The 7,884-nt window shown below is 71.1% G+C and carries 6 protein-coding genes; 2 read left to right on the top strand and 4 right to left on the bottom strand.

Annotated elements, in window-relative coordinates; translation table 11 throughout:
• Positions 1-117: 117 nt before the first annotated feature.
• Entirely contained in the window at positions 118-2,793 is a 2,676-nt protein-coding gene (locus ABD331_RS27175; RefSeq protein WP_344480217.1) for a P-loop NTPase fold protein, read from the bottom strand.
• Between the two features lie 61 nt (positions 2,794-2,854).
• Here ABD331_RS27175 and ABD331_RS27170 point away from each other — a divergent pair, with 61 nt between their 5' ends.
• A complete protein-coding gene (locus ABD331_RS27170; RefSeq protein WP_344480214.1) occupies positions 2,855-3,511 on the top strand; it encodes a class I SAM-dependent methyltransferase in 657 nt (218 codons plus the stop codon).
• 78 nt (positions 3,512-3,589) lie between these two features.
• Positions 3,590-4,216 carry an NUDIX domain-containing protein gene (locus tag ABD331_RS27165; protein WP_344480211.1) on the top strand — a complete coding sequence of 209 codons (627 nt, stop codon included), beginning with the start codon at positions 3,590-3,592 and terminating at the stop codon, positions 4,214-4,216.
• Positions 4,217-4,224: 8 nt separating this feature from the next.
• On the opposite strand, the gene ABD331_RS27160 is transcribed toward ABD331_RS27165, so the two are convergent.
• From ABD331_RS27160 to ABD331_RS27150, 3 genes are all read right to left on the bottom strand, one after another.
• Complete coding sequence (locus tag ABD331_RS27160) at positions 4,225-6,972, bottom strand: CDP-glycerol glycerophosphotransferase family protein (RefSeq protein ID WP_344480208.1); 2,748 nt, start codon at positions 6,970-6,972, stop codon at positions 4,225-4,227.
• A gap of 208 nt (positions 6,973-7,180) precedes the next feature.
• A complete protein-coding gene (locus ABD331_RS27155) occupies positions 7,181-7,495 on the bottom strand; it encodes an MGMT family protein (protein ID WP_344480205.1) in 315 nt (104 codons plus the stop codon).
• The gene (locus ABD331_RS27150) at positions 7,483-7,854 is read right to left on the bottom strand and encodes a hypothetical protein (protein WP_344480201.1); all 372 of its coding nucleotides are present in this window, start codon (positions 7,852-7,854) and stop codon (positions 7,483-7,485) included. Before ABD331_RS27150 ends, ABD331_RS27155 begins: the two co-directional genes overlap by 13 nt.
• Positions 7,855-7,884 lie beyond the last annotated feature (30 nt).

Raw genomic sequence — 7,884 nt, 5'->3', positions numbered from 1 at the left:
AGACCACAGGGGTAGATCGTGCCGACTTGCCCCGTCTCCCGCCGCGAATCGCCTACGGTATCGCGGGAAAAGTGCGTGTCTGTGGCGACACGCCGGGGTGCGTGTTCGCCCGAAGCGTTACGGCGTCGCCAGATCCCAGGCCTTGCGGAAGCGCCTGGTGTACTCCAGGGACATGGCGGGGCTGCCCGCCATCAGGCGCCTGGCCATGACGAGCGTCTCCAGGTCGCGCGCGCTGCCCGGCTGCGCCTTGATCTCGGCGAGCCGGTCGACGATCACGTCCGGCTGGAAGAAGTCGAGCACGGTGGCCGCGAAGAGCATGACGGCCGACAACTCCTCGGTGAGCCGGCGCGAGTCGCCGGACTGTGGCGGCTCCGTCAGGGGGACGAGCTGTCTCTCGTACCACTCCAGCAGAGCCCGCGCATCGGCGCTGTCCGTGTGCGGGAGCAGATCCATGACGCAGACCATGAGGTCGCGGCAGAGATCCGGGCTCTTCATGGCCTCGTGCTGCACGGCCCGCATGCGCGCCTGCACCTCGCGCAGGCAGAGCGCCAGGCAGGTCCGCGCGAGCTCCAGCTCCTCGCCCTGAGCGCGCCCGCCCACCAACTGCCTGACGATGCGCCCGGCGTCCCGTGGCAGGCCGCCCGACATCACGTAGCACAGGGCGATGAAGGGCAGGGTCCAGCCGACGAGCAACCCCTTGACGATCTTCTGAGTCAGCTCGTAGTCGAGATGCCTCAGGCTGATCACGTCGTCGAAGGTGCTGTCGAACACGTCGCGGAAGGGGACTCCCCTGCGTTCGAACCCGGCGGCGGCGTCCTCGGAGACGGAGATCAGGAAGTAGCAGCCGGGAACGCCGAAGACCGCCTTGATGTCATTGAGGAAGTTCTGCACGTGCTCCGCAGAACGCAGCTTGTCCAGTTCGTCGATGCAGATGATCAGCTCGTGCTGCTCCGCCACCATCTTGAGGAAGATGCGCAGGTCGCCCACCAGCTCCGGGTAGGACTTCTGGCGGAACTGCATCGTGGCGGCCTGCTTCGCCGCGACGTCCAGGCCGACCGGGATCGGTGGGGCGCCGGCCTTCAGCGTGGTGGTCCGCTCGCTGGTGTAGGACTGCTGGTACCGGATCCGGTGCAGATGTTCGAGGGCGATCTCCCGCAGCGTGGCCTCCGGCATGGGATCCGGGGCGGCCGGCGGCTGACCGTGCAGTTCGACGGGCGAGCGCATCCCGCACGCGCCCGCCACGACGAGCACCAGCCCGCCGAGCACCAGCGGCGTCTCCGTCTGCCAGCCCTGCTCCGCCAGGAACACGACACAGCCGGCCCCGGCCAGGCAGGAGGCGGCGAGGGTGAGGAAGAACACCGACGGCCTGATGAACAGGGTGACGCCGCCGATGACGATCGCCGGCCCGCCGCGGGGCTGGAACGGCGGCCCGTCCAGCCGGTACACCGCCACCACGAGCAGGATGGCCGCCACCGCGAGGACCGCCGCCGCCACATCCGCCGGCAGGGTGACGTTCAGCGCCGGCCGGCGCGCGACGGCGAGCACGAGCAGGGTCAGGCCCGCCGTGACGGCCGCCGGGCTGAGCAGGGCCGTCGCCACCGCGAACCACCGTCGCGGCCGGGGCACGGGCGCGGGGGCGGCGGCGTCGAAGGGGCTCAGGTTCTTGCTCCGCTCGCCCCCCGCGACCGTTTCACAGGCTTCGGAGTACAGGTGCAGGACGAAGTCGCGCGCGTCGTAACTCACCGGCGCCAGGACCTTGACCCCCATGCGGGGCCGGCGCTCGCCTGGGGCGTCCGGGCGCGGATTGGCGAAATAGTCGATGAGCGTGCTCTTGCCGATGCCGCGGGGCCCGGACAACCCGAAACTGCCGTGCCGTCGCTGACGGATCATCGCCTCCAGTCCTTCGAAGGCGCTCGTGACCACGATCCGCTCGCCGGGAGCCGCTTCCAGCAGGCCCGGCATGGCCTCGATCGTCATCAGCGGCGCGGCGTCCAGGCGCATCGCGTCGTTCAACGCGCTCAGGACCAGGGTGGTGACGAGTGATTCGAGATGCCGGGTCAGGTCCTGCCTTCTCGCCTCCCATTCCGCTTCGAGGGTGGCGTACTCACGGTCCCTGCGCGCCACGCCCGCCGCGCTCAGCAGGACGGTCCGGATCACGCTCCGGCAGTCCGCGAGCAGATCCGGCGCGGCCTCGACCTCTGCCACCATCGCCTGATACGTCTCAGCGGATCCCCACACCACGGTTCTCAGCCTCGGGCGGTGGCGTCCGCGCGGAGCGGCTTTCAGCTCTTCAGCCAGCTCGGCGTGCAGTCGCCTGTTCTCGTCCAGCACGTCGAGCGCATGCTCGCGTTCGTCCGGCGACATGCGCTCCCACCGCGCTCGCGAGGTCTCCGCGTCCAGGTGCTCGCCCACGTGCCTGTTCATCGCGGACAGAGCCGCTTGGAGCGAGCTCACCTTCTCGACATGCATGCTCAAGTGAGTGGGCAGGGCCTGGAAGAGCAACCGGTTCAGGTGCATCCCGAGCTGCTGCAGGCCATCCAGTTGCTGGATGCAGCTCGTCTGCAGCACCAGCCGGTGCTCCTGCACGACCTCCACGAGCTCAGGCGGATCGACCAGCATGCTCATCAGGCGCACGACGTCCTCGCCCGCTCTCGCGCCGGCGAGCGCGTCGTCGATGTAGACGTCGAGGTCGGGCTCGTAGGGGCCCGCCTGGATCCCGATGAAGGCGGGCTGCTCCTCGGCGGCGGACGCCTCGCGGAAGGCCATGCGCTCAGGGTCACACACCTGATCCACCCCCGCCAGAATAACCGCGATATATCTTGACTTCCCCACGACGCGACATATCGTGTCTCGTATGACCGACAAGGGTTACAAGGGCATCAGCATGGAAGGCGCGCTCGCCCGCTGGTACGACGCCGGCAACGCCAAGTCCGCCTCCCGCTACGACGAGCAGGTCGCCATGGTGCGGCAGCGAGCCCCCAAGGGCGCCAGGGTCCTGGAGGTGGCCCCCGGCCCCGGCCACCTCTCGATCGCCCTGGCCGCGACCGGCGACTACACGGTCACCGGCCTCGACATCAGCGAGACGTTCGTGTCCATCGCCAGGGGCAGGGCCCTGGAGGCGGGAGTGCCGGTGGACTTCCGGCTGGGGAACGCCTCCGCCATGCCGTTCGACGACGACACCTTCGACTTCCTGGTCTGCTGCGCCGCGTTCAAGAACTTCTCCGACCCGGTGGGGGCGCTGCGCGAGATGCGGCGGGTGCTGCGGCCGGGCGCCGCGGGGCTGATCCTCGACCTGCGCAAGGACGTGTCCAAGCAGGCCGTGGACGCCGACGTGGCGCGGATGCGGATGGGGACGGTGTCCAAGCTGTTCACCAGGCTCGCGCTGCGGTCGTTCCTGCCGAGGCGGGCGTACACGAAGGCCGAGTTCGAGGGGCTGCTGTCGGGGGTGGGCTTCGGCTCGTACGAGGTCAGGCAGACGCCGCTGACGCTTGAGGTCGAGTTGCGCAAGTGACTTCGGCGATCCGGCCACGTACGGAGCGTGCGGGCTTGTAACGTTGGGTCAACATTCCCTTGCGCGGGGGTTGATCGCATGCGCTGGCAGGTCCACTCCGAGAGGTCGGTCTATCGCGATCCGTGGCTCGACGTGCGGATCGCCGACGTGGAGTTGCCCGACGGGCGCCATCTCGACCATCGGCTGGTCCGTACGGCGCCGGGGGCGGGGGCCGTCGTCACCGACGACAAGGGCCGGGTGCTGCTGATCTGGCGGCACCGCTTCATCACCGACAGCTGGGGCTGGGAGATCCCGCTCGGCCAGGTGGACGAGGGCGAGTCGCCGATGGCCGCCGCGGCGCGGGAGGTCGAGGAGGAGACCGGCTGGCGTCCTGGGGCGCTGCGGCCGCTGCTGGCCGTGCAGCCCGGCAACGGGTTCTCCGACGGGCTGAACCACGTCTACCGGGCGCACTCCGCCACCCGCATCGGGGAGCCGGCGCATCCGTGGGAGGCGGAGCGGGTGGAGTGGGTGCCGCTCGCGCACGTCCGCAAGCTGATCGGCACCGGCGACATCGCCTGCGGCACCAGCATCTCGGCGTTGCTGCACACCTACGTCGAGAGCCTGCCGGACGACGTCGCGCTGAGGACGTCGGACCTGGGCTTCCTGTACGACTACGACCCCGGCAAGGTCTATCCCTTGCCGGGGAACCTGCCCGACCTCTTCTGAGTACGAGGTCAGGAGAAGAGCCGGTCGACCACCCTGGCCGTGGCCTTGCCGTCGTCGCGAGGGGCGAAGGTGGCGCGGAAGGCGTCGTAGCGGTCGGCGTGGGCCGCCGCCACCGAGTCGATCGAGCGGAGCGCGTCGACCACGTCGGCCGACGTGGACAGCAGCGGCCCCGGCGCCTGCTCGGGCAGGTCGATGTAGAGGCCGCGCTTGGCGGAGTACTTGGCCAGGTCGTAGCCGTACAGGACGATCGGCTTGCCGGTGCAGGCGAAGTCGAACATGACCGAGGAGTAGTCGGTCACCAGGACGTCGGCCACCAGCAGCAGATCGGCGATGTCCGGATATGTGGTGACGTCGCGGGCGATCTCGGGGACGGCGGGCATGGCCTGCATCGGGTGGGCGCGCACGAGGATCTCGTGGTCGGCGCCCAGCGCCTCGCGGGCCTTGGCCAGGTCCAGCTTGACCATGGCGTTCTTGCGGTCGTAGTCGCGCCACGTGGGCGCGTACAGCACCACGCGCTTGCCCTCGGCCAGCCCGAGCCGCTCGCGCACCGCCGCCGCGCGGGCGTCGCGGTCGGGCGAGTTGAGCACGTCGTTGCGGGGCAGGCCGCTCTCCAGGATCTCGCCCTTGTAGCCGAACGCCTTGCGCAGCACCGGCGTGGCCCACGGCGACTGCGACAGCAGCAGGTCCCAGCCGCGCACCTCGGCCGCCTGGCGGTGCCAGATGGGCGGCCTCGGGTCGCGCTGCATGTGCGGCTGGTCGTTGCCGATCAGCTTGGCAGGCGTGCCGTGCCACGTCTGCAGCACTACCTGGTCCTCGCGCGCCCTGAACCAGGCGGGCAGGAAGGAGTTGGTGACGATGTGGCGGGAGCGGGCCAGCGCCTCGTGGTGCTCGCGGCTGCCCGCCCGGATGACGGTGGCGCCGCCGGGCGGCACGAAGGCGCCGTCCTTGACGATCCAGAGGTGCTCGCGGTCGTCGCCCCTGCGCAGCCGCTCCTCGTAGATGGCGCGGACGCTGTCGGCGTAGTGGCGGCCGTCGTTGACGACGTACACGGTGGTGTCGCGCAGCGGCTCGGTGCGCTGGGCCGGGTAGAAGACGCGGCGCAGGACGTGGGTGCCCGCGACGCCGCGCTCCTGCGCGGGCCTGTCCTCCTCCACGGTGATCACCGGCACGTCGAAGCGGGTCGAGATCATGCGGAAGACGTGGCCGCTGAGCGTGCGCGGCTCCTCGTCGAGGCCGGCCAGGGCCGCGTGGTCCATCCGCAGCGGGACGATCTCGCCGGACGGGTGGCGCAGCGACATGTTCCAGGTGCCGGACGACAACGGCACGGACTCGCCGAAGCGGTCCATGGAGCCGGGCTCCACGCGTACGGAGAACGCGTCGCCGGAGCGCTCCATCGGCAGCAGGTAGGACAGCCCCGACCGGTGGCGCAGCGTGAGCGTGCGCGGGCCGGGCGCGTCGGGGTAGTGGCCGCTCAGGACCAGCGCCGAGCCCTGCCAGACGGCCGAGGTGAGCACCGGGCGGATGCGGTGCGCCGAGACGACGACGCGGTCGCGGCGGTCGCCGAGCACGGTGATCTCGCGGTCGCCGACGGGCGTGCGGGTCTCGACCAGGTCGGCCAGCATGACGGAGGCCGCCGGGTCGCCCTTGGGCTCGACCCAGAGCCGCCGGCCGTCCTTCTCCTGGAGCAGGGCGGGCACGGCCAGGCCGACCAGGACCTTGGTGCCGTCGCCCGACGGGGTGAACTCGGCGGCGATGCGGTGGCCGCCCAGCCTGGCGTGGCCCTTGGTGACCTGCCGGCCGGGCAGGAAGATCTTCAGCTCCAGCCGCTCGCCGTCGAGCGTCACGCCGGTCAGCTCGGCCCTGTTGGGCTGGAGCACGACCTGCAGCGCCCGGTCGGAGGTCCAGACGGGCCGCACCCACCAGCCGGGCTTCAGCTTCAGCCCGGCGGGCCGCTCGGCACGGCCGATCGAGGAGCCGCGCAGCAGGCCGGTGGCCCGAGCGCCACGGCTCCAGAACACGATCTCGGCGCGCCACGTCGTGGCGTCGGGCACGGACGGGCGGTGCCGCATGCGGCGGCGCACGCCGGACACCACGCCGCGCACGGCGCCGCGCCAGCGCAGCGGCCACGGGCTCAGCTCGGCGGTGAAGCCGGACCAGTCGTAGTTGCAGCCGGGCTCGCGCGCGCCGTGGGTGGCCTCGGGGGCCAGGACCCTGCGGGTGCGCAGCCGGATCGGCGGCAGCCAGCGGGGCCCGCGCAGCACGACCGTGGCCATGTTGAACCTGCGGCTGCGCACCGACAGGCCCGCCAGGTAGGCGAAGCCGCTCACCCGCAGCTTGCCGCCGTCCCACACGATGTCGTCGATGTGGGTGACCGGCACCAGGTCGGAGCGGCGCAGCCGGTAGAGGTCGGGCGGCAGCTCGTCGCGGAAGGGCAGGTCGGCGTACCAGCTCAGGCCCTTGCGGATGCGCTTGGACGGCTCGGCCGCCGCGGTGACCACTTTGGTGAGCGTCTCGCCCTCGACGAGTTCCTCGTCGGGACGGTGCTCGATCAGGTGACAGATGACGCGGCGCGCGACCGGCAGGTCGCGTTTGACGCGCGCGTCGACGCCCTTGAGATAGGGGCGCACGAGGTCGAGCATTTCCCGCCGTCGCGGGGCGCCGCGCTTGACCGCGAGGTCGATGCGGGCCCCGAGGGGGCCGCTGAGCACCTCGTTGTCGAACGCCGCGTCGCGACCGCCTGGGCCGACCGCTCGCATGACCGCTTCGAAAGGCTCGCCACGATCGCAGAGATCCTGGACAGCCTTCAGGCGGTCGGCGAGCGAATCGCCGCCCTGGCTTTGGGCTGTGACGCCGGTGGCCATAGGGGTGGCACCGCCTTTCGGGCCGCCTTCAGTGTTCTGCCCATGGTAATGGGAGTCACATGTCACAGAATCGCCCGTTCGGCGAAAGTGCAGGTCAACTGGGTTACTGAAAATCCCCTGAACGCCCGTCCCAGCGTGCCAGGCGCATGTCCGCCCGCTCGCCGCGCAGCGGGGTGCCTTCCTCGCGCCAGTGCGCGAGGCATTGTCGCAGGTGGTCGGGGGCGGCGGCGGTGCCGTCCGCGTGGACGACGCGCCACCACGGCACGCCGCCTCCCCACGTGCTCATGACCTTGCCCACCTGACGGGGGCCGCCCTCGCCGAGGTACTCGGCGATGTCGCCGTAGGCCATGACCTTGCCGGGCGGGATGCGCTCGACGAGGTCGAGCACCCGCTCGGCGAACGGGTTCACGGGCTCCACGCGGCCGGCCCCGCATCGATGATCTCTTCGAACTTGCCGATCGCCACCGTGCCCGCTGCGATGCCGCCCGCCGCCGAGACCTCGATGACGCCCTCGTTCAGCAGGTACTCCTCGCCGTCCTCGCCCACCAGCCGGCCGCCGAGCGCGGTGGACAGCCGCAGGAGCTGCGCGACCTGCCAGTCGGAGCCTGGCTCGCCGACGAGCTGGCCCTGCCAGCGCGCCACGGCGTGCACGCCGCCCCGGTGACCGGTCACGATCTCCTCGGAGTCGCGCAGCTCGAACCCGGCCGGCGCGATGGCCTTCGCGAGCTCCGCGAAGGCGAGTGGTGACTCACGCACCACCCGCAGCTCGTATCCCATGGAGCGGGACCATAGCGGATCTTCCCGCCG

This window comes from Nonomuraea monospora (assembly GCF_039531895.1).
Taxonomy (GTDB): domain Bacteria; phylum Actinomycetota; class Actinomycetes; order Streptosporangiales; family Streptosporangiaceae; genus Nonomuraea; species Nonomuraea monospora.
The sequence above is the reverse complement of the archived record's forward strand: the minus strand, read 5'-3'. Positions and strand labels throughout refer to the sequence as shown.

Excerpts from the sequence above, each read along its gene's own strand:
- ABD331_RS27160 (WP_344480208.1), bottom strand. The coding sequence starts at position 6,972 with ATGCGAGCGGTCGGCCCAGGCGGTCGCGACGCGGCGTTCGACAACGAG.
- ABD331_RS27170 (WP_344480214.1), top strand. The coding sequence starts at position 2,855 with ATGACCGACAAGGGTTACAAGGGCATCAGCATGGAAGGCGCGCTCGCC.
- ABD331_RS27165 (WP_344480211.1), top strand. The coding sequence starts at position 3,590 with ATGCGCTGGCAGGTCCACTCCGAGAGGTCGGTCTATCGCGATCCGTGG.
- ABD331_RS27150 (WP_344480201.1), bottom strand. The coding sequence starts at position 7,854 with ATGGGATACGAGCTGCGGGTGGTGCGTGAGTCACCACTCGCCTTCGCG.